The sequence below is a fragment of the Plantactinospora sp. DSM 117369 genome (assembly GCF_053764795.1).
Window position 1 is genome coordinate 2,869,857 of the sequence record NZ_CM132446.1, and the last position, 22,018, is coordinate 2,891,874.

Sequence of the window (22,018 nt, forward strand, 5' to 3'; positions counted from 1 at the left end):
AACCGGCAGCCGCTAGGGCGCGGGTGGCGGGGCGGTGGTGTGCCGGGCGACGAGGGTGGGGGAGAGCCTGACCTGTGCGGCGGGCCGCTGCCGGTCGGCGATGCGGTCGAGCAGGAGGCGGGCGGCGTTGGCGCCGATCTGGTGACCGGCCTGGTCGACGCTGGTCAGCGAGATGGGGCGGAAGGCGGCGAAGGTGGTGTTGTCGTAGCCGGCGACGGAGATGTCCTGGGGCACTCGCAGGCCGGCCTCGGCGATGGCGTCGAGGGCGCCCATGGCGACGATGTCGGCGCCGGCGAAGATGGCGGTCGGCCGGACCGGCCGGGCGAGCAGTTGTTGGGTGCCGAGGTAGCCGCCTTCCTGGGTGTAGCTGGTGGAGGCGATGTCGATCTCGTCCGCGAGGCCCCGGGCCCGCATCGCCTGCTGGTATCCGGCGGCGCGGATGGCGTTGGGCATCTCGGCGAGGCAGTCCGGGTCGGTCTCGCGGTGCTCGATGTGTGCGATCCGGGTGTGGCCGAGGTCGACGAGATGGTCGACGATCAGCGCGGCGCCGGCGAAGTCGTCGTCGGCGACGCTGTCGTACGCCCGCGACCTGCCGTGCCGGCCCACGACCACGGTCGGCACTGTCGCGGCGACGTGGTCGAGGTGGGCGCGCGTCGAGATCGGTGCGATGAGGATCAGGCCGTCCATGCTGCGGTCGATCATGGCGTGCGTGACCTTGGCCTCGGCGTCCCGGCCGTTGCAGCCCGATCCGAGCAGGACCTGGTAGTCGGTGTCGGCGAGGTGGTCGGTGAGCCCGTCGAGGATCTCGGCGAAGAACGGGTTGCGGATGTTGGGCAGCATCACGCCGATGGTGTAGGTCTGGCCGCGCATGCCCCGCGCGGCGGCGTTGGGCCGGTAGCCGAGTTCGGCGATCGCCTGCCGTACCCGGTCGCGCATCTTCGGGCTCACGCCGTACGCGTTGCGTAGCACCTTGGAGACCGCGGTCGTGGAGACCTGGGCGTGTTGGGCGACGTCGACGATGGTGATCCGCCGGGACGGCGGTGCTACGGGGGTCTCCATCGGGTCCTCCCGGCAGCCAGGGTGGGAAACGTTGCCTGGGAGTTTAATCGGTTCATCCCGCGGTCCGCACGCCGGCCTCTTGACGGCCAACTCGTGAACTCCTAGGGTCAGGCGCAACATCTTGGAAAACGTTGCCCACTCACTCTCCGTGTTGCCGTGCTTTGGTGCGCCGTCGTTGCGGCGACCCGGATGAAACGTTCCAAGGAAGTGGACCGAACGGATGACGACTACCCCGGACAGACATAGACGGGAACGCCGCCCGGGCTCGGGCAGCACGCCCCCGTGGTGGTTCGCGGCGCCGGCGATGGTGCTGTTCGCCTTCGTGGTGCTGATCCCGAGCGCGCGGGGGGTGTACTACGCCTTCACCGACTGGGACGGCCTGAGCCCCGACTTCTCCTGGGTCAGGTTCGGCAACTTCACCGACATGATCGACGACCCGAACGCCCGGCAGGCGGTCTGGCACACCCTGGTGCTCGCGGTGGCGATCACGATCATCCAGAACGGGTTCGGGCTGCTGCTCGCGCTCGGCGTCAACACGATGATCAAATCGCGGAACGTGCTGCGGGTGTTCCTGTTCGCCCCCGCGGTGATCACCCCGATCGTGACCGCCTACCTGTGGCGCAACCTGCTCGGACCGGACGGCGCGGTGAACAACCTGCTCGGCGCGGTCGGCCTGGAGTCGTGGCGGCAGGACTGGCTCGGCGATCCGCAGTTGGCGCTCTGGTCGATCGTCGGCGTGATCGTGTGGCAGTTCGCCGGGTACTCGATGGTGATCTTCCTGGCCGGGCTCCAGTCGGTGCCGAAGGAGATCTACGAGGCCGCCGCGATCGACGGCACCGGGCCGGTGCGCCGGTTCTGGTGGGTGGTCCGGCCGCTGCTCGCACCGGCGTTCACGATCAACCTGATGCTGTCGATCATTGGCGGGATCAAGCTGTTCGACCAGGTGTACGCGCTGACCGGGGGCGGCCCCGGGCACGCCACCGACACGATCTCGACGCTGATCTACAAGGACGCGTTCACCCTCGGCGAGTTCGGTTACAGCATCGCCCTCGCGGTCGTCCTGACGCTCATCGTCGCGGTCGCCTCGACCAGCCAGTACTTCGTGCTGTCCCGCAACGAGAGGGCGGCGTCGTGAACCGCTACCGCTGGCGCACCTTCGTCCTGGAGATGGTGATGATCGCCGCCGCGCTGGTCGTCGCCTTCCCGGTGTACGTGCTGGTCAATCTGGCGATTCGGCCGACCTCCGACACCTCGTCGCCGATCCGGCCGACCACCAGTCCCACCCTGGACAACCTCAGCCAGGCGTGGCGGGAGGGTGGGCTCGGCGGCGCGCTGGCCAACAGCGTACTGGTGACCACCGCCAGCGTGCTGATCGTCCTCGCGGTCTCCTCGCTGGCCGCGTACCCACTGGCCCGGGCGACCGCCAGGTGGTCACGGGGCATGTTCCTGGTGATCATGCTGGGGCTGATCCTGCCGTTCCAGCTCGCCGCGCTGCCGCTCTACCAGACGATGCGGGACCTCGGACTGCTCGGCAGCGTCTGGGCGCTGGTCCTGTTCTACGCGGGACTCCAGGTGCCGTTCACCACCTTCCTCTACGTCGGCTTCATGCGGGCGCTGCCCCGCGACTTCGAGGACGCCGCGCTGATCGACGGGTGCCGGCCGCTGGAGGTCTTCCGGTACGTCGTCTTCCCGATGCTCCGGCCGATCACGGTCACCGCCCTGGTGCTCAACGCGATCGCGGTGTGGAACGACTTCTTCACCCCGCTGCTGTACCTCTCCGGCAGCGACCAGCAGACCGTACCGGTGGCGTTGGCCGGCTTCGTCGGCCAGTTCGTCTCGGACTGGAACCTCATCTTCGCCGCGCTGGTGATCAGCGTCGTGCCGATCCTGGCCGTCTACTTCGCGTTGCAGCGCAGCATCATCAACGGCTTCGCCGGGGGGCTGAAGGGATGACACCGTACGGCCTGACGACGGAACAGCGGCACGAGCCGCTCGGCCTGGGCGAATCCCGGCCCCGCCTGTCCTGGAAGCTCACATCCGACCGGCGTGCAGCGGCGCAGACCGCGTACCGGATCACCGCCGCCGAACGCCCGACGGACCTGGACGACCCCGACCGCCTGCTGTGGGACAGCGGGCGCCGCGAATCCGCCGACACCATCGGGGTGCCGTGGGACGGACCCCTCCTGCGGTCCGCCACCCGCTACCACTGGCGGGTCGAGGTCTGGGACGAGACCGGCGCCCCGGCCGGGGAGGCCCGGACCTGGTTCGAGACGGGGCTGCTGCACCGGGACGACTGGGTCGCGGTGTGGGTGGGTCGGGACCCGCTCGCGCTGCCGTACGCCGACCCGCCCGGCGACGACGTGCAGACCGAGTCGTCCCTGGTGGCGCCGCCGCTGTACCTGCGCCACGAGTTCCACCTGGCCCGGCCGCCGCTGCGCGCCCGCCTGTACGCGACCGCCCGCGGGGTCTACCAGCCCCGGCTCAACGGCGCGCGCGTCGGCGACCTGGAGCTGGCGCCGGGCTGGACGGAGTACCACCGCCGGCAGCAGTACCAGACCTACGACGTCACCGACCAGGTGAGCGAGGGCGGCAACGTCCTGGCTGCGATCGTCGCGGACGGCTGGTGGTGCGGGTTCGTCGGCTTCGACGCCCGCCGCCCGGCCCGGCACTACGGCGACCAGCCGGCCTTCCTGGCCCAGTTGGTCGTCGACTTCGCCGACGGCTCCCGGCAGGTGATCGCCACCGGCGAGGGCTGGACCGAGCGCCCCGGTGCGATCCGGGTCGCCGACCTGCTGATGGGCGAGCAGGTCGACGCCCGCCAGCACGTGCCCGGCTGGGACACCGTCGGCGAGCCCGAGGGGTTCGTGCCGGCGGGGGTGCTCGACACCGCGCCCGGGCCGCTGGTGGCCGAGCCGGACGAGCCGATCCGGGTCACCCGCGAGCTGCCCGCCGTGGCGGTGCGCCGGACGGGACCGGGTCGCTTCGTCGTCGACTTCGGCCAGAACCTCGTCGGCCGGGTCCGGCTCACCCTCCGGGACCCCGGGGCGGGGCGGCGGATCGTGCTGCGCCACGCCGAGGTACTCGACGGCGGCGAACTCTACGTGCACAACCTGCGCCGCGCCCGGGCCACCGACGTGTACGTCACGGCCGGCGACCCGGTGGAGGTGTTCGAGCCGCGGTTCACCTTCCACGGCTTCCGCTACCTGGAGGTCGACAACCACCCCGGCGAGCTGCTCGGCCCGGACGTGACCGCGCGGGTACTGCACAACGACACCCCGTTCACCGGCCGGTTCGAGTGCTCCGACCCGGTGGTCAACCAGTTGCAGTCGAACATCACCTGGGGGCAGCGGGGCAACTTCCTCGCGGTACCGACCGACTGCCCGCAGCGGGACGAGCGGCTGGGCTGGCTGGCTGACGCGCAGATCTTCGCGCCCACCGCGAGCCGCAACGCCGACGTCTCCGCGTTCTTCGCCCGCTGGCTGCGTGACGTGGTCGACGGGCAGGACACCGACGGCGCGTTCCGGGACGTCGCCCCGGTCGTCTCCGTCAACCGCGAGGCCGCGCCCGCCTGGGGCGACGCGGGCGTGATCATCCCCTGGCACCTGTGGCGCACGTACGGCGACCGCCGCACGCTCGAACGCAGCTTCGACGCGATGCTGGCCTGGGTCCGCTACGTGCACAGGCACAACCCGGACCTGCGGTGGCGGCACCGCACCGGCAACTCCTACGGCGACTGGCTCCAGGTCGACGCGAGCACCCCCCGGGACGTGCTGGCGACCGCGTACTTCGCGCACAGTGCCCAGCTCGTCGCGCGGGCGGCGGAGGTGCTAGGCCGGCACGACGAGGCGGCCGAGATGTCGACCCTGCACCGCGCCATCCGGTCGGCGTTCGTCGACGCGTACGTCCGTGACGACGGCACGGTCGAGGGCGGCACCCAGACCGGGTACCTGCTCGCGCTGGCGTTCGGGCTGCTGCCGGAACGGCTGGTGCCGGCGGCGGTCGGGCAGCTCGCCGCCGACATCGAGAAGCGGGACTACCGCCTCAGCACCGGATTCGTCGGGGTTGCACTGCTCTGCCCGGTACTGGCCGACCACGGCCGGGCCGACCTCGCCTACGCCCTGCTGCACCAGGACGAGTACCCGTCGTGGGGCTATTCGATCCGGCACGGCGCGACCACGATCTGGGAGCGCTGGGACGGCTGGACCGACCACGCCGGGTTCCAGTCGCCGGCGATGAACTCGTTCAACCACTACAGCCTCGGCAGCGTCGGCGACTGGCTCTTCGGCCGGGTCGCCGGCATCGACCAGACCGCGTCGTCGGTGGCGTACCGCGAGCTACTGCTCCGTCCGCTGCCCGGCGGTCGGCTCCGCTGGGCCCGGGCCGAGCAGGAGACCGTACGGGGACGGGTCGCCTGCGGCTGGTCCGTCGAGGAAGGCCGGATCACCGTGACCGCCACGGTGCCGCCCGGCAGCACCGCACTGCTGGAGATCCCGACCTCCGACCCGGACAGCGTCCGTGCAGACGGCGCGCCCGTGGCCGGCCGGCCGGGGGTTCTCGGGGTCGAGCCGGCAGCCGTTGGGGTCGCCCTGCGGCTGGCGTCCGGCCGCTACACCGTCAGCGCCGCAGCACCCGGCGCGGCCACCTAACCGCTCCTTCCCCGCATGGGAGACACCATGAAGATACGTACCCTCCCGGCCGTGGCAGCGGCCGTCACCGCGGCGAGCCTGCTCGCGGCGTGCAGCAGCGGCACCGGCTCCGGCTCCGGCTCCGGCGGCGACGGCAAGACCCTGACCCTCGCCTCGGTCGACCAGGGCTCGATCGAGGACGTCGTCAAGGCATTCGAGGCCGCGAACCCCGGCGTGAAGGTCAACTTCACCACCAGCGGCGCGGACCAGTACCAGCAGCAGATCCGTACCCAGCTCGCCTCCGGTACCGCCCCGGACGTGATGACGGTGTGGCCGGGCAACGGCAACCCCGGCGCCACGTACGTGCTGGCCAAGCCCGGCTACCTGCTGGACCTCTCCGACCAGCCGTGGGCGGCCAAGCTGCCGGACGCGGTCCGCAGCGTGGCGCAGTACGAGGGCAAGACCTACAACGCGCTCTTCGGCCTCAACGGCATCGGCGCCCTCTACAACGAGCAGGCCATGCGGAAGGCCGGCCTGCAACCGCCGGGCACCTGGACCGAGCTGCTGGCCTTCTGCCGGGCGGCCACCGCCAAGGGGACCCCCGCGTTCGCCCTCGGCATTCAGGACAACTGGGTCACCCAGCTCGTCCTGTACGCGCTGGTCGCCACCACCGTCTACTCCGCCGACCGGGACTTCGACACCAGGATGCAGGCCGGCCAGGCCAGCTTCGCCAACTCGCCGTGGACCACCGCGATGGCGAAATACCAGGAGATGGACCAGAGCGGTTGCTTCCAGAAGAATCCGCTCGGCACCAGCTACGAGGCCAGCCAGGAACTCGCGGCCACCGGCAAGACCCTCGGCATCATCCAGGGCAACTGGGTCGTCGCCCTGCTGAAGGGCAAGAACCCGTCCAGCACGTACGTGCTCAAGCCGCTGCCCGCCACCGACGATCCCGCGTCGTTCTTCATGCCCGCCGCGGCCGGCGCCGGCTACGGCGTGAACGCCAAGGCGAAGAACAGGGAACTCGCGCTGAAGTTCGTCAACTTCGTCATGTCGCCCGAGGGCATGAAGGTGTTCAACGGCAAGCAGGGCAGCCTGCCCTCGCTGCTCGACAGCGGTTCCACGGTGGACCCGGGCATCGCCGAACTGAACACCTTCATCCAGGGGAACCGGACCGTGCCGTTCATGGACCAACTGTGGCCCAACGCCAAGGTGCAGCAGACCATGCTCGCCGGCCTCCAGGAGATCTTCAGCAACCAGTCCACCCCGGACAAGGTCCTCGCGGCGATGGACGCCGACTACCGGGCCGGCAGCTGACCGACAAGGGAGGGCACCAGTGTCAACAGCCAGGAATCGTCGGTGCGTGCTGGCCGGAGTAGGGGTCTGCGTGACCCTGCTCGCGTCGCAGGCGCTCAACTCCGCCCCCGCCGCCGGGTACGCCGGCGGCCGAGCCCAGGTCCAGGTCGTCAACCTCCAGGTCGACGGCCGCCACGACGAACCGCTCGGCATCGACAACACCACGCCGACCCTCGGCTGGCAGATCGCCGAGCTGCGGCGCGCCGCGAGCCACCCGTGCCACCGACGGCACTCCCGGGCGGCGTGCCCCGGCGACCGGCAGACCGCCTACCAGATCCGGGCCGCGGGCAGCGAGCGTGACCTCAGGCGCGACCGCCTGCTGTGGGACTCGGGCAAGGTCAGCTCGGATCGGCAGACCGGCATCCCGTACGCCGGCCGGCCGCTGTCCTCCCGCCAGCAGGTGGTGTGGCAGGTCCGGGTCTGGGACGCCGACCGGCGAGCCTCGGAGTGGAGCCGACCGCGCTCATGGGAGACGGGTCTGCTCAACCAGTCTGACTGGGGAGCGGCGCGCTGGATCGAGTACCCCGGCCGCACCGAGTCCCAGCCGATGCCGATCCTCGCCCGCCAGTTCACCGTCGACCACCGCCGCACGGTCGCCGGTGCCCGCCTCTACCTCTCCGGTGTCGGTCTGCACAAGCCCACTCTCAACGGCCGCACCCTCACCGACGAGGTACTCGCGCCCGGCAACTCCAACTACCAGCTCTCCAGCGAGTACCGGGCCTACGACGTCACCGAGGCGCTGCGCCGGGGCGGCAACACCCTGGGTGTCCAGCTCGGCAACGGCCCGGCGTACGTGCGCCGCAGCGTCACCAATCCGGCGGTCGGTCGCACCGCGCCGTACTCGTGGTGGCAGAGCCAGCTCAAGGGCAGCGGCGCGCTGGTCGCCGACGCCGAGGCCGGCGCGACCACGGTGAAGCTGGACAGCGTCGCCAACTACCACGTGGGCGGCACCATCAACGTCGACACCGGCGAGGGCGGTGACCGCCTGGAGTCCCGGGTCATCACCGCGATCGGTACCGCTGGCGCCGACGGTACCGGCATCACCTTCGCCCCGGGGCTGACCAAGCCGCACACCGCCGGCGCGCTGGTGACCGGATCGGGCAACAACATCGCGGCCAGCGACGCGAGTGCTGGCGCGGCGGTCACCCCGCGCCTGATCGCCCGGCTGGAGATCTCGTACACCAACGGGAGCAGCGACGTCATCGTCTCCGACCGTCGCTGGCGGGCCGCCCTCGGGCCGCTGGTCACCGACGCCTGGTACTCCGGCGCCGACTACGACGCCCGCCGCGAGCAGCCCGGCTGGGACCGGCCCGGATCCGACCTGTCGGCGACCGCGAAACGCCGCGACGGTACCGCCACCGGCTGGGTCGACGCGGGTATCGCCCCGCCGCCGAACCTGGCCACCAGGCTGGTCGCCCGGGCTGCCGAGCCGGTGAAGGTCGTCGAGACGTTCGCCCCGGTGTCGGTGACCAGCCCCGTTCCCGGCACCTGGGTCTTCGACTTCGGGCAGAACATCGTCGGCTGGCCCCAACTGCGGCTCAATGGGGTGCCGGCCGGCACCACCGTGCGGATGTCACCGGCCGAGTCACTCGCCCCGGACGGCACGGTCGACCAGGCGTCGCTGCGCGGCGGCGGCGGGAGCCGGGGTGTCGACCTGTTCAACACGTACACCGCCGCGGGGCTGCCGGGTGGGGAGACCTGGCATCCGGACTTCACCTACTTCGGCATGCAGTGGGTCCAGGTCACCGGCCTGCCCGAGGGGTACGTGCCGACGAAGGACACCATCCGGGGTCTGCGGTTGCAGGCGGCCACTCCGGTCGCCGGTGAGGTGGTCACCTCGAACGCCCGGATCAACCGGATCAGCAAGATGGCCCGCTACTCGTTCGCCGGCAACGTCATGTCGGTCTTCACCGACTGCCCGGGGCGGGAGAAGCTCTCCTATCCGGCGGACTACACGATGCCGATGGGCGCGATCCACCGCAACCACCAGCTCGCCGCGTACCTGCGCACCACCATGCACCACCTGGTCGAGGGACAGTCCCGGGCGGACACCCCGATGTTCGGCAACGTGGCCCTCAAGACACCGGTGTACGACTGGGGCTACAGCGGGCGCTTCGGTGACGAGATCAACTGGGGCAACGCCATCATCCTGGTCCCGGCGATGCTCTACGAGCTGTACGGCGACACCCAGACCATGGCCCGCTACTACGACCAGATGGTGACCTTCGCCGACTACATCCAGCGGCAGAAGGTCGGCACCGGCGCCGACGCGCACATCGTCGACGCCGCCCTCGCCGACTGGGTCTCGGCGGACCAGACCTCCGGCCGGATCACCGGCACCTGGGGGTACTACGTGATGATCAGCAAGCTCGCCATGATGGCGCGGCTGACCGGGCACACCGCCGACGCCGAGCGGTACTCGGCGCTGGCCGCCGACATCAAGGCGGCGTTCAACGCCCACTTCTACAACACCGCGCTGCGCCGCTACACCACGGCCGGGAACGCCGGCACCACCGGCGCCACCCAGGCCGCGCAGGCCCTCGCCCTCGACGCCGGGCTGGTCCCGGAGAGTGAGCGCGGCGCCGTACTGGACGCGCTGGTCGAACTGGTTTACGCGTTCCACCCGACCGGCGACGGGCCGCACTTCAGCGGCGGCACGATCGGGATGGCCCCCACCGTGCGGGCGCTGGCGGCAGCGGGGCGCGACGACGTGCTGTGGGACCTGCTACAGGAGGACGAGCAGCCCAGTTACGGCTTCTTCATGGAGTCCACCACCGCCAACCCGGGTGGCATGACGACAGTGGGGGAGCGGTGGAACCGCGGCGACTCGAAGAACCACATGATCCTCGCCCAGATCGAGGAGTGGTTCCACAGCGGGATCGCCGGGATCCGCGAGGCCGCCGGGTCGACCGGGTACCGGAAGCTGGTCTTCCAGCCGAAGGCCGTCGGTGACCTGAGCTACGCCGAGGGCAGCTACCACACCCCGGCCGGCGAGGCCCGCTCGCGGTGGCACAAGGACGGACACTCGTTCCGGCTCACCGTCACCGTCCCCACCAACACCACCGCCGAGGTCTGGGTACCGACCCAGGGCGCCCGGGTGGTCGGCACGCCGGACCGGGCCGACTTCGTCCGCGTCGACGGCGGCCACGCCGTCTACCGGGTCGCCTCCGGCAGCTACACCTTCACCACCCGCAACGCATGACACCGCGTGGCCTGGCCCGCCGGAGGGCGGGCCAGGCCACGCCCTTCCCGGATCGGAGCATCGTGGGCGTCGACTTCCCCGCCGACTTCCTCTGGGGCACCGCCACCTCCGCCCACCAGGTCGAGGGCGGCAACGTCAACAGCGACTGGTGGGACTTCGAGCACGACCCGGGCACCGCTGCCCGGGAGTCCTCCGGCGACGCCATCGACCACTACCACCGGTACGCCGACGACTTCGCCCTGCTGGCCTCCCTCGGCCACAACACCCACCGGCTCTCCGTCGAGTGGGCACGCATCGAACCGGCACCCGGCGAGTTCAGCCGCGCCGCCGTCGGCCACTACCGGCGGGTGCTGACCGCGCTGGCCGGTACCGGCATGGCCGCGTTCGTGACCCTGCACCACTTCACGCTGCCACGCTGGTTCGCCGCCGCCGGTGGTTGGCTCGCGCCGGACGCCGTCGAGGTGTTCGCCCGCTACTGCCGGTACGTCGCCGCCGAACTCGGCGACCTGATGCCGTACGTGTGCACCGTCAACGAGCCGCAGATGGTGGCGCTGCACGGCTACCTGGAGGGATACCACCCGCCCGGGATCACCAACCCCACCCTGTGGAAACGCACCGGACGTACCCTGCTGGCCGCGCACCACGCCGGTGTCCGCGCGGTCCGGGACGCGGCACCGCGGTCCCGGGTCGGCCTCGCCGTGAACCTTCCGCTGCTCGCGCCCGTCCGCGACGACGATGCCTGCCACGCCTTCTGCCGCCTCATGCGGCACGAGATCGTCGACCTGTACCTCGACGGCCTCACCGGTGACGACCGCGGCGACTGGCTTGGCGTGCAGTACTACCGCAAGCAGTGGGTCGACCCCGCCGCCCCCACCTTCTTCGCCGACCCGCCCGACGGCTTCACCCGCACCCAGATGGGCTGGGCCACCTACCCGGACGGGCTGCGCCAGGTGCTGCACCGCGCCGCCCGAACCGGCCTTCCGCTCTACGTCACCGAGAACGGCATCGCCACCGAAGACGACGCCGAGCGCGTCGACTACCTGCACAGCCACCTCGCCGCACTGGCCCGGGCCCGCACCGAAGGCGTCGACGTACGCGGATACCTGCACTGGTCCGCCTTCGACAACTTCGAGTGGAGCGAAGGGTACCGGCCGAAGTTCGGCCTCATCGCCGTCGACCGCGGCAACGACTTCGCGCGGATCCCCAAGCCCAGCGCGCACGCCTTCGCCAGGATCGCGACCACCGGGCGCCTGGAGATGGGTACTGTTTGCCCTGCCCCGCAGGCGTCGTCGGCCTGCGGAGCAGGAGCGGCATCTCAGCGGACGACGTCGTAGACCAGCTTGGTGATGCCGTTGGCGTACGTCTCGGACTCGAGCACCTTCAGCATCTGCTTCTCCTTGTCGGTGTCGCTGAACATCCGCTTGCCGGCGCCGAGCAGCACCGGGAAGACCAGCAGGTGGTAGCGGTCGATCAGGCCGGCGTCGGAGAGGTTGCGGGCCAGGGTGGCGCTGCCGTGGATGACGATCGGTCCGCCCTCGGTCTCCTTGACCTTCGCCACGTCCGCCAGGGAGCGCAAAATCGTGATGTCACCCCAGTTGTCGACCAGGGCGTCCTGGCCGAGGGTGGTCGAGACGACGTACTTCGGCAGTTCCTTGAGGGCGGCGAAGTCCGCCATGTCCGGCCACAACGGCGCGAACGCCTGGTAGCTGGTCCGGCCGAACATCAGCGCGGTGGCCTCCTCGGTCTCCCGGCCCTTGAGCTCGTACGCCTCGGGCACGAACTCGATGTCCTTGTATGTCCAGCCGCCGCTGCGGTGGGCCTCGGATCGGATGCCGCCGCCGGGGGAGTCGACGACGCCGTCCAGCGAGACGAAGGCGGTGTAGATCAGCGTGCGCATCTTGGATGTCCTATCCATGGTCTGGGTGGATGTCCTCAGTCTTCGCCGAGGTGACGTGCTCGGCCACGATTAGGCTATGACCTAATCGAGGGCGGTTGCTGATGGGCCCGCGACTCAGGGTGGCGACCAGCGAGGTCCGGGCGGGATCAATCCTCGTTCGCGTTGCCGTGGGCGACTATGAGCCGCAACGCGTCCCAGGTCGGTGCTTCATTTGGCGTCAACTGAATGTCCGAGCGGTCAGTCAGTCCGCCTTGCCTGGGCGATCGACCCACGGGAACGTGGACGCATCGACCGGAGGTGAAGCCCCGATGATCAGTACGGCGGTGTCTCTAGCCATGGCGGCGACGTTGGCCGTTCCACCCGTGGGTACCGGCTGGACCCTCGATCTCGCCACGGCGGGTCGCGGTACGACGGTCCGGGTCAGTGTCTCCGGCACCGGCGAGCAGGGGAACAGTCTCGCATCCGACGGCGCGACAAGCCGGGACGGGCGGTACGTGGCGTTCTCGTCGTACGCCTCGAATCTGGTTTCGGGGGACAGCAACGAGGACGCCGACGTGTTCGTTCGCGACCGCGTGGCGGGCACCACCACCCGGGTGAGCGTCGCCAGCGACGGCAACCAGGGCAATGCCTGGAGCGTCGAGCCCGTGCTCAGTGCCGATGGTCGCTTCGTGGCGTTCACCTCCCGGGCATCCAACCTGGTCGTCGCCGATACGAACGACGAACCGGACGCGTTCGTCCACGACCGGTGGACCGGCACCACCCGGATCGCCAGCGTCTCCACCGAGGGTGCCCAGGCCGACAGCGGGGCCAGCGGTACCCGGATCAGTGCCGACGGCCGGTTCGTGGCCTTCGACTCGTGGGCCTCCACCCTGGTCCCCGGTGACACGAACGGTGGCGCGGACGTCTTCGTCCGTGACCTCCGAAGGGGGGTCACGAGCAGGGTGAGCGTGTCGAGCCTCGGTGGCGAGGGCAACCATCTGAGCCAGGAGTCGGCGATCTCGGCGGATGGCCGGTTCGTGGCCTTCGCGTCGGACGCCTCGAACCTGGTTCCCGGCGACACCAACGAGGCGCCGGACGTGTTCGTCCACGACCGGCGGAACGGGGTGACGAGCCGGGTGAGCGTCACCGACGACGAGGGCGAGGCGGTCGGGCCGGCAGCGGAGCTCGGCAGCCGGAGCCCGGCGATCAGCGCGGACGGCCGGTACGTGGCGTTCACCTCCTTCGCCCTCAACCTGATGCCCGGCGACACCAACGACTTCCCGGACGTGTTCGTCCGCGACCGCCGGGCCGGCACCACCCGCCCGGTCAGCGTGTCGTCCGGCGGCACCCAGGCAGACGCGGCCGGCCGCGGCCCGTCGATCAGCGCCGACGGCCGGTACGTCGCGTTCAGTTCGGCGGCGACGAACCTGGTCGCGGGGGACACCAACGAGGATCTGGACATGTTCCTGCACGATCGCCGGACCGGCCGCACGATCCGGGTCAGTGTCTCCACCGGTGGCGTCCAGGGCAACGGCAGCGTCCTGCCGGGCCAGGTCAGTGGCGATGGCCAGCACGTGGTGTTCTCGTCGTACGCATCCAATCTCGTCGCTGCCGACAGCAACGAGACGCAGGACGTGTTCGTCTGGGACCGCCGTGGCACGGTTGGCTGACCGGCCTGGCGGCAGCGACCAGGTGACCAGCCACGGCGGCGCCGGCCCCGGCGGTCGACCGGTCGCTCGCTGACAAGCGCACCAGGTGAGACCGCCGAGCCGTCGATATCCGGCCCGGCGGGACCGGTGCGACCCACGGCCGGCGGAACCCACTGTTCATGATTCCTTCGACGTCCCGTTAGCCCATCGGTGCTACCAACGAGCACGGTCCAGACAGAGGGTCGGCCGGCAGCGTTGGAACGGGAGCGCACGTGCGGGTGAGAGGGCTCATGGCGGTCGTCGTCGCGACGATGGTGCTGGCCGCCGGATGCACCAGCGGGAAGCCCACCGAAGGCGAGGGCGGTGGTGATGGCGCCGGCTCCACGTCGTTGAGAATCGTCGCCGGGTCCGAGCAGGAGAGCGTCGTCAACACGATCGTCAAGCCCTGGTGTGCCAGCAAGGGCTACACCTGCGACGTGACGTTGAAGGGTTCGGTCGACCAGGCCCGGCTGCTCGCCGCCGGCAGCCGGGACTACGACGCCTACTGGTTCGCCTCCAGCGTCTTCTCCCAGCTCGGTGACAAGGCCAACGTGCTGCGGGACGTGAAGCCGATGTTCCTCACCCCGGTGGTGTTCGCCGGCTGGCGCAGCGAGATGCGGCGGCTGGGCTTCGCCGGCCGCCCGGACGTCGCCATCGCCGACATTCTGCGGGCCGTGGAGTCGGGCCAGACGACCGTCTGGGTCACCAACCCGACGCAGTCCAACTCCGGCGCGACCGTGCTGTTCGGCTTCCTGAACTACTTCGCCGGCAACGGCCCGGGCAGGCCGTTGACGCAGCAGCAGTTGGACTCCCCGGCCGTGGAGCAGGGCGTGACCCGGTTCATCGACGCGATGGACCAGACGCCGCCGTCGACCGGCACGCTGATGACCGAGTGCGTCGCGCGCCCCGACGCCTGCCGGACGATGTTCACCTACGAGGACCTGGTGATCGAGAAAAACCAGGAACTGGTCAGGGCTGGCAAGGAGCCGCTCGTGGTGGCGTACCCGCGCGGGTCGCTGGCGATCAGTGACGCGCCGCTCGGCTTCCTCCCGGGTCAGGACAACGCCGACGCCGGCAAGCGGAAGGTCTTCACCGAGTTGCAGGACCACCTGCTCAAGGACGCCGGGGCACAGGCCCAGCTACTGAAATTGGGGCGGCGTCCGGCCAGCGGCGTCGGGTTGACGCTGGACGACCCCGACCTGTCGGTCTTCAACCCGGAGTGGGGCATCCAGGCGACCATCAACGAGCAGGGCATCCAGTATCCCGCGACGCCGGTCATCGAGGCCGCGCTGGACCGCTACCAGACCCGCTACCGGCGCCCCGTCAACACCTTCTACTGCCTCGACGGCAGCGGGTCGATGTCCTCGAACGACGGTTGGGACGGCGTGCGGGCCGCCGCACACCAGGTCTTCGACCAGGACCAGGCAGCGCTGAACTTCCTGCTGACCCACCCGCAGGACGTGACCACGGTCGGGATCTTCAACAGCGGGGTCACCGCCGGGAGCCCCTGGACGGTGCAGGGCAACGACGGTGCGGGGCTGCACGGGCTCACCGAAAAGATCAACAGCTACGAGCCCGCCGGCGGCACCAACATGTACACCTGCCTGCGGCGCGCCGTGGAGGAACTGGGCAGACCGCAGCCCAACGACCGTAGGCGGCTGGTGGTGCTGATGACCGACGGCCAGTCCGACACCCGCTACCGGGAGTCGGCCATGTCCGGGTTGAAGGCGTCGGGCGTACCGGTGATCGCGATCGCGTTCGGCCGGGACGCGGACCCGGGGCAGCTCACGGAGGTCGCGTCGGCCACCGGCGGCGCGTTCGTCCAGCAGGACGACCTGGTGGCGGCACTGCGCCAGGCGGCTGGCTACAAGTGACGGCCGGTTGGGGTGGCGGCCGCCGGGCCGGCGTACATCGGCGGGGGTGGTCCCGGTGAGAGGGAAACTGGCGGCGCCGGTCGCGCTCACCACGGCCGTCGCGGTCTTCGCCGGGATGTTCGTGCTCACCAGCAGCTTCCTGTGGGCGCCGCTGCTGGCGATGGCCGCGGCGGTCGGGGTGTACCTGATGATCGACGACCGTAGCCCCGCGCAGGCGCGGCGCGACGACTACGTCGACGAGGCGCACGCCAAGGTCGAGGAGGCGCTCTCGATCCTGCGCGGCATCGAACGGCTCAACCCCGAGGTCCAGGCGCCGACCGCCCGCGCCGCCCTGGAGTCGGCCTGCCGGTACGTGCCGGAGCTGTTCGACCGGGTTCAGGCCAAGGCGCCGAACAGCCTCTACTCCACCGCCAGCCAGATCATCGGCCATCTCGGCAGCCTCGACGGCGCGGTGCGGCAGTACCTCGACATCCAGCGCAAGCCGGTGCTCTACACCGACCCGGAGGCGCTCAAGCGCAGTGGCGAGCTGGCGTTCGAACGCTTCGCCGCGTTCGCCCTGGACAGCGTGCGGCTGGTCAACCAGGGAGACATCGCGCAGTACCGGGCCAACCTCGACACCGTCGCGCCGCCGAAACTTCCTGAGTGGGGATGAAGGAGTAATCGTGAGATCGCCCAGCGTTCGGTTCCTGGTCGGACTGGTCACGGTGATCGTCGTCTGCGTCGTCGCCGCCCTGCTGTGGTCGAGGACCGGCGGGACGTCCACGCCGGCCGTGCTGACCAGGCTGACCTGCGTCGGTGGCTCGGAGAAGTCCGAGCTGATGGCCGACCCCGAGGTCACCCGGGTGCTGCGGGACAGGTACCGGCTGGAGGTGAGCTTCCAGCCTCTCGGCTCGTACGACCAGGTGCAGTTGCGCACCGACGACCTCAGGGCGCGCAAGGTCGACTGCCTCTGGCCGTCGAGCGCGAGCGCGCAGAGTGTCTTCGAGGCGCAGCACCAGGGGGCGTTCCCGGAGTACCGCGCGGAGAACCTGTTGCAGTCGCCCGAGGTGGTCTACGCCGGACCGCGCGGCACCGACGCGCTGGTCAAGATGGGCGTCGTCCAGCAGCGGGACAACCGCTTCCACATCGTCAACATGAAGTCCCTGCTGCTGGACTACGTGCTGAGGAAGCAGACCTGGGACGGCAACGGGGCGGCCGAACTACGCGGTCCGATCACGGTGTCCAGCACCGATCCGGCCAAGTCCAACAGCGGCTTCGTGCTCGCCCAGCTCCAGTTGAGCATCCTCGCCACCGACGACGTGTTCCAGGCGCCGAACCTCGCGCAGGCACGCCGGGCCCTGCCGACCATGCGCGCGCTCTACGACGCGCAGGGCCTCCAGGCGCGCACCTCCGATTCCGGGTTCCGGGAGTGGCTGACCCAGGGCGGGGAGTTCAAGTCCCCGCTCTACGCCGGTTACGAGAACCAGCTCATCCAGCAGGTCGTGCGCAGCGGTGCGAACAGCGCCAACCTGCTGCGGAACGTACGGGTGCTCTACCCCGACCCGACCATCTACAGCGACCACCCGGTGCTGGCGCTCAACGCCACGGCCGCCGGGTTCATCGAGGCGATGAAGGATCCGGAGATCCAGAGCATCGCCTGGCAGACGTACGGCTTCCGCTCGGCGGTCCAGGTCGGGGTCAACGACGTCGCGGACTTCCCGGACATCAACCTCGCCGAGCAGATCCGCACCACCCCGGCGCCGGCCGCCGACGTGACACTCGCGCTGCTGAGCTGCATGAAGGACGCCAAGACCTGCCAGTGAGGGAGAACGGACCTGTCATGACCGACGGATTGCAGATCGACTTCGGCAGCATCGTGGGCGGCACGGCCGATCCGCCGGCCGGGGCCGCCGACACTGCCATCACCAGCACCCTGTCCGCCGGCCAGCCCCGGGAGCTGGTCTGCGTGGACCTGCTCAGCCCGGCGCAGCGGGCCCAGGCCGAGGCGGCGGCCGGGCAGCTCTACCCGGCGATGCTGGCCAACACCGACCAACTCGCCTCGTTCGGCAACAGCGCGATCGACCAGGTCAACGCCCAGGTCAGCCGGATCTTCCACGAGGTCGGCCGGGTCAACATCCCCGAACTCACCGGCATCATGCACGAGCTGAACGACCGGATGCGCAACTTCCGGCGCAAGTACGACCCGAGCGACCCGAAGATCCGGGAGACGTTCAACAGGTTCTCCGACGCCGTCAAGGGGCTGTTCCGGAAGGGGCGCGACCTGCTGGAGATGCTGTTCGAGGAGGCCAGGACGGTCGAGCAGCAGTTGGACCGGGTAGCCGGGCAGCTCAGCTCGAAGCAGTTGCAGCTCAAGCGCAACGTGGTGCTCTGCGACGAGCTCTACAAGGCCAACGAGGCGGCGATCGGCCAGCTCATCGGCGCGATCGCGGTGATGGAACTCGTCCGGGAGGTGGCGCTCGCCGACGCCCGGTCGATCACCGTGACACCGGGCGCGGTCGACGAGCGTGACCAGCAGGAGCGTCTCTCGCTGGTCACCGAGTTCATCCAGGCCCTGGAGGTACGCATCAACGAGTTCCAGCAGCGGCTCTTCGTCGCCTGGTCGACCTCCCCGCAGGTGCGCAACATCCGTACCCTGAACTACGGGCTCGGCCAGCGCCTCGCGCTGCTGATGAATCTGACCATCCCGACGATGAAGCTCACCATCGCGCAGTGGGCGCTGCTGTTGCAGGCCAACCAGGCCGCCGACATGCAGCAGGCGGTCGCCGACGGCGCCAACGACGTGCTCTCCGCGTACGCGCGGGCGTCGAAGGCCGCCGTGCCGCAGATCGTCCGGACGATCCAGACCCCGACGATCCGCCCGGAGACGCTCCTGGAGGTCGCGGAGTCGATCGACGCGCAGGCCCGGGGCATCGAGGAGGCCGTCAGGTACGGCCAGCAGAAGCGTGCCGAGGTGGTCACCGCGATCGTCACCGCCAACGAGTCGATGGCGCACTCGGCGAATCGGCTCTCCAAGACCGTGGTCGAGCTGGTCAGCCGGGCGAAGGAGCCACTGGCCCTACCGGCCGGGCCGCAACTGCCCGTCTCGGTGCTGGAGCAGGCGTCCGCGGTCGACCTGACCCGACAGTCCGGCTGACCCCGCCGACCGTTCCTCCGGCCGGATGGGTTAACTCGGTCGTGCGGGGTTCCGAGCCGTGGTTGACTCGGGCGAGGTCCAACCGACGAATGAAATGACCAGGGAGACGACATGCGAGCCACGTACACCTCCATCGGACAGGGAACTTCGATCTCTTCGAGGGGTGTGGCGGTTGGCGCGGAGAACGCTGAACCTGGGGATCCTGGCGCATGTCGACGCCGGTAAGACGACTCTGACCGAACGGCTGCTGTACGCGGCCGGGGTCATCGACACCGTCGGCGAGGTCGATGCCGGCACGACCCGCACCGACACGCTGGCGCTGGAGCGCCAGCGTGGCATCACCATCAAGTCCGCCGTCGTGTCGTTCGAGATCGCCGGCGTGACGGTCAACCTGATCGACACACCCGGCCACCCGGACTTCATCGCCGAGGTCGAGCGAGTACTCAGCCTGCTCGACGGCGCCGTTCTGGTGATCTCGGCCGTCGAGGGCGTCCAGCCACAGACCCGCGTCCTGATGCGTGCGCTACGGCGGTTGCGCGTACCGACGCTGCTGTTCGTCAACAAGATCGACCGGGGCGGTGCCGATGCCGGGCGGGTGCTCGAGGCAGTCACGAACCGGCTCACGGCCGCGATCATCCCGATGGGTACGGTCGACGAGATCGGTACTCCGGCGGCGCGGTTCACCCCGTACGGGTCCGGTGACCCCGCGTTCCGGGCGGTGCTGACCGAGGCGCTCGTCGACCGGGACGACGCACTGCTGGCCGCGTACGTCGAGAATGAGCGCGCCGTCACGGACCGGCGGCTGCGCGGGGAACTGGCGGCGCAGACGCGGCGGTCGTTGGTCCATCCCGTCTTCCTCGGATCGGCGATCACCGGGGAGGGCGTCGCCGCGCTGATGACCGGCCTGGCCGAACTGCTGCCCGCGGAGGCGGGGGACGCGGAAGCCGCTGTCTCCGGCCGCATCTTCAAGATCGACCGTGGGTCGGCGGGGGAGAAGATCGCCTACCTCCGGATGTTCGCCGGCACGCTGCGCATCCGGCAGCGGGTGCCCGTCACGGGTGTCGGCGGCGCCGAGGCCGAGGCCAAGGCGACGGCCATCAGCGTCTCGGAGAACGGCGGGTGGGTTCGTCGCCCGGAGCTCGCTGCCGGTGAGATCGGCCGGCTGTGGGGCCTGAGCGGGGTACGGATCGGCGACACCATCGGCCGGCCACCCCCGACCGGCGGCGAGCATCATTTCGCCCCGCCGACGATGGAGACCGTTGTCGCCCCCGTGCGCCCGGCCGACGACGGTGCGTTGCGCGGCGCGCTGGCGTGGCTGGCCGAGCAGGATCCGCTGATTGCCGTTCGGGTGGACGACACCGGCCGGGAGGTCTCCGTCTCGCTCTACGGTGAGGTGCAGAAGGAGGTCGTCCAGGCGACCCTGGCGACCGAGTTCGGCATCGACGTCACGTTCCGGGAGACGACCATCGTGTGTGTCGAGCGTCCGGTCCGGCTCGGTGAGGCCGCCGAGTTCCTCAACACCGAGTCGAACCCGTTCCAGGCCACCATCGGCCTGCGGATCGAGCCCGGTCCGGTCAACTCGGGGACCGAGTTCCGGATGCGGGTCGAGCCGCAGGCAGTGCCGATGTACGTCTACCGGAACGCCGACACCTTTGCCGACCACATGAGCCAGTACGTGCGCCGGGCCCTGCGCGAGGGCAGGTTCGGCTGGCAGGTCACCGACTGCGTCGTCACCATGATCGACTGTAACTACAGCCTGGCCGACGGCCCGCCGTCGAGGCGTGGCCCGCTCAGTACCCCGGCGGACTTCCGCAACCTCACGCCGATCGTGCTGATGCGGGCGCTCGACCAGGCCGGAACCGTGGTCTGCGAGCCGGTGCTCCGGGTGAGTCTCGAAATTCCGGTGTGGGCGATCAGCGCCGTGCTGACGGCCCTGGGCCGCCTCGGCGCGGCAGTGCGGCAGCAGTCGGTGCGGGGCGACCTGACCACGATCGAGGCGGTCGTACCGGCCGCGCGACTACCGCACCTGCACCGACAGCTACCTGCGCTGACCGGGGGCGAGGGCGTCATCGAGTCCACGTTCGACGGCTACCGGCCGGTCCGCGGCGAACCACCGACCCGGGCGCGGACGACGGCGGATCCCCGGCACCGCGAACGGTACCTGACCTCCCTGACCCGGCAGGGTGCCCGCGGGTGACGCGAGGCACATCCGCTACCGCGTCCGCCGCAGAGCCAGGCGGACGGCGCCCGCCGTTACCGGTGCCAGGGCGAGTGCGACACCGGCGCCGTCACCGGCAGGCACGCGACGGACCGCGGTGAAACCCGGCCGCCGTCCTGGATGGACGGATGGCCGGCTGGCGGAGGCGTATGTGACACTCGTCGCGTGACGTGGCCTCCACCGCCTGGCCCGCCTGGCTATCCGGGCGTGCCTGCACCGCAGACCGGCATGACCGTGCCTCCACCGGCCCCACCGAAGTCCAACGGGCCGCTCATCCTCGGACTGGTCGGTGGGCTTCTGGCCCTGTGCCTGGTCGGAGTCTGCGGGGCCGCGGCGGTCGGCGTGGTGATCAACAACCGGAAGGACAGTTCGCGGACCACCGTCGGCAGCACCTACCCGCCGCCCGAGCCGGTCCGCACGACCGCGCCGGCACCGCCGACCAGGCCGGCACCGCCACCGCCGCCGGCCAGCATCGGGCAGTGCATCGGCGTCGACCTGGCCGGGAACTTCCTCGGGGTCGGCAACTGCAACGGCAGCAGCGGCACCTACCGGGTGGTGTCGGTCGACTACGACCAGAGCACCTGCGCCGACCCCGATGCCCCGTACATCACCGAAGACGGATATCGGCTCTGTCTGGAGCGCCACCTGGTGCGCTTCTTCTGCTACAGGTTCCCGAAGAGTGACGGCTGGATCGTCCACGCGCCGAAGTGCAAGGCGAAAGGCACGGTTCACATCATCGACATAGTCCCGGGCGCATCCAACGGCGACAGGTGCACGCGGGACCACAGGTGGAACCGCTGGTACCGGTTCACGCATCCGACTGTCGTCTACTGCGTCATGCAGTACTGACGCCTGCCGCAGCGCTGGGCACTCTCTCTCCGCGGCACGCTTGTCCCCCGGGCGAGCTACCCACGAGTGTCCACCGTGCGGTGACGATTTCGGGCCGGCGAGTCCATAGCGTTCGAGGCAGCCACGGCGCTTCGGCCG

15 protein-coding genes are annotated in these 22,018 nt (G+C 70.2%); 13 read left to right on the forward strand and 2 right to left on the reverse strand.

Going from position 1 to position 22,018, the window contains the following annotated elements; all coding sequences use genetic code 11:
- Positions 1 to 12: 12 nt before the first annotated feature.
- Positions 13 to 1,059: a LacI family DNA-binding transcriptional regulator gene (locus tag ACSMXO_RS12890; protein WP_455417900.1), complete on the reverse strand. Its 1,047-nt coding sequence runs from the start codon at positions 1,057 to 1,059 to the stop codon at positions 13 to 15.
- A gap of 220 nt (positions 1,060 to 1,279) precedes the next feature.
- Between ACSMXO_RS12890 and ACSMXO_RS12895 the strand changes: the two genes are divergently transcribed.
- Genes ACSMXO_RS12895 through ACSMXO_RS12920 form a run of 6 tightly spaced genes read left to right on the forward strand, consistent with a single transcriptional unit; the run spans position 1,280 to position 11,576 of the window.
- Positions 1,280 to 2,194, forward strand: coding sequence for a carbohydrate ABC transporter permease (locus ACSMXO_RS12895; protein WP_455417901.1), 915 nt, complete (start codon positions 1,280 to 1,282; stop codon positions 2,192 to 2,194).
- Positions 2,191 to 3,012, forward strand: coding sequence for a carbohydrate ABC transporter permease (locus ACSMXO_RS12900; RefSeq protein WP_455417902.1), 822 nt, complete (start codon positions 2,191 to 2,193; stop codon positions 3,010 to 3,012). The genes ACSMXO_RS12895 and ACSMXO_RS12900 overlap by 4 nt, the downstream gene beginning before the upstream one ends.
- Positions 3,009 to 5,705 (forward strand): family 78 glycoside hydrolase catalytic domain, encoded by a 2,697-nt coding sequence (locus ACSMXO_RS12905; RefSeq protein ID WP_455417903.1) that lies wholly within the window; start codon positions 3,009 to 3,011, stop codon positions 5,703 to 5,705. The genes ACSMXO_RS12900 and ACSMXO_RS12905 overlap by 4 nt, the downstream gene beginning before the upstream one ends.
- A gap of 27 nt (positions 5,706 to 5,732) precedes the next feature.
- On the forward strand, positions 5,733 to 7,001 hold the full coding sequence (locus ACSMXO_RS12910) for an ABC transporter substrate-binding protein (protein WP_455417904.1): 1,269 nt from the start codon (positions 5,733 to 5,735) through the stop codon (positions 6,999 to 7,001).
- 46 nt (positions 7,002 to 7,047) lie between these two features.
- On the forward strand, positions 7,048 to 10,242 hold the full coding sequence (locus tag ACSMXO_RS12915) for a family 78 glycoside hydrolase catalytic domain (protein ID WP_455417905.1): 3,195 nt from the start codon (positions 7,048 to 7,050) through the stop codon (positions 10,240 to 10,242).
- Entirely contained in the window at positions 10,239 to 11,576 is a 1,338-nt protein-coding gene (locus tag ACSMXO_RS12920) for a glycoside hydrolase family 1 protein (RefSeq protein ID WP_455417906.1), read from the forward strand. The genes ACSMXO_RS12915 and ACSMXO_RS12920 overlap by 4 nt, the downstream gene beginning before the upstream one ends.
- On the opposite strand, the gene ACSMXO_RS12925 is transcribed toward ACSMXO_RS12920, so the two are convergent.
- The gene (locus ACSMXO_RS12925) at positions 11,558 to 12,139 is read right to left on the reverse strand and encodes a dihydrofolate reductase family protein (RefSeq protein WP_455417907.1); all 582 of its coding nucleotides are present in this window, start codon (positions 12,137 to 12,139) and stop codon (positions 11,558 to 11,560) included. The two genes, ACSMXO_RS12920 and ACSMXO_RS12925, sit on opposite strands and share 19 nt — an antisense overlap.
- Positions 12,140 to 12,447: 308 nt before the next feature.
- Between ACSMXO_RS12925 and ACSMXO_RS12930 the strand changes: the two genes are divergently transcribed.
- The 7 genes from ACSMXO_RS12930 (at position 12,448) to ACSMXO_RS12960 (ending at position 21,880) form a co-directional block, all read left to right on the forward strand.
- On the forward strand, positions 12,448 to 13,788 hold the full coding sequence (locus tag ACSMXO_RS12930; RefSeq protein WP_455417908.1) for a TolB family protein: 1,341 nt from the start codon (positions 12,448 to 12,450) through the stop codon (positions 13,786 to 13,788).
- Positions 13,789 to 14,039: 251 nt separating this feature from the next.
- A complete protein-coding gene (locus ACSMXO_RS12935) occupies positions 14,040 to 15,680 on the forward strand; it encodes a vWA domain-containing protein (RefSeq protein WP_455417909.1) in 1,641 nt (546 codons plus the stop codon).
- A 55-nt stretch (positions 15,681 to 15,735) separates the two neighbouring features.
- Positions 15,736 to 16,332, forward strand: a complete 597-nt coding sequence (locus ACSMXO_RS12940; RefSeq protein ID WP_346263258.1) for a hypothetical protein — start codon at positions 15,736 to 15,738, stop codon at positions 16,330 to 16,332.
- Positions 16,333 to 16,342: 10 nt separating this feature from the next.
- Entirely contained in the window at positions 16,343 to 17,482 is a 1,140-nt protein-coding gene (locus ACSMXO_RS12945) for a hypothetical protein (RefSeq protein ID WP_455417910.1), read from the forward strand.
- A 17-nt stretch (positions 17,483 to 17,499) separates the two neighbouring features.
- The gene (locus tag ACSMXO_RS12950) at positions 17,500 to 18,813 is read left to right on the forward strand and encodes a toxic anion resistance protein (protein WP_455417911.1); all 1,314 of its coding nucleotides are present in this window, start codon (positions 17,500 to 17,502) and stop codon (positions 18,811 to 18,813) included.
- A 172-nt stretch (positions 18,814 to 18,985) separates the two neighbouring features.
- Positions 18,986 to 21,010, forward strand: a complete 2,025-nt coding sequence (locus ACSMXO_RS12955; RefSeq protein ID WP_455417912.1) for a GTP-binding protein — start codon at positions 18,986 to 18,988, stop codon at positions 21,008 to 21,010.
- Between the two features lie 249 nt (positions 21,011 to 21,259).
- On the forward strand, positions 21,260 to 21,880 hold the full coding sequence (locus ACSMXO_RS12960) for a hypothetical protein (RefSeq protein WP_455417913.1): 621 nt from the start codon (positions 21,260 to 21,262) through the stop codon (positions 21,878 to 21,880).
- The last annotated feature ends 138 nt before the right edge of the window (positions 21,881 to 22,018 follow it).